Here is a 410-nt window from a genome sequence, read left to right as displayed (position 1 = left end):
AAGTAGGTAATCGTCAGGCTCCTTACCCCATGCACCAACCCCGCCCTCAAAAGCGGGGTTGCTGCGTTTACGGCGCCAAAAAGAGGTAAGCGCCCGGCGAAGGCACGGGAGCGAGCTGGCTAGCGGCGATCAGGCAACGGCGGGTGCCCAGCGATGCGGTAGTAACTGAGCGATGTCGTCGGCTCGTTGGGTGGGCAATCGATTGAGCACGTCCTTCAGGTAGACGTAGGGATCATGGCCATTGAGCTGCGCAGTTCGAATCAGGCTCATGATCGCAGCGGCGCGTTGCCCTGCGCGCAGCGAACCCGCAAATAGCCAGTTCGACCGACTGATGGCAAGCTCGTGCTCATTCTGCCCATATCGGGCAGGAAATTGAAGTCCATTATCGTTGGCATCCGCTATATGGTCGC

Annotated in this window: 1 protein-coding gene; it reads right to left on the bottom strand. The window is 59.3% G+C overall.

Features of this window, described 5'->3' with window-relative positions; all coding sequences use genetic code 11:
* Nucleotides 1-129: 129 nt before the first annotated feature.
* The coding region (locus J8I87_RS44240) for a transposase domain-containing protein (protein ID WP_245254638.1) at nucleotides 130-410 on the bottom strand (281 nt) is incomplete at its 5' end.

Origin of the sequence: Paraburkholderia sp. LEh10, from assembly GCF_017814945.1 — a bacterium.
In the GTDB taxonomy this organism is placed as follows: Bacteria; Pseudomonadota; Gammaproteobacteria; order Burkholderiales; family Burkholderiaceae; genus Paraburkholderia.
The sequence above is the reverse complement of the archived record's forward strand: the minus strand, read 5'-3'. Positions and strand labels throughout refer to the sequence as shown.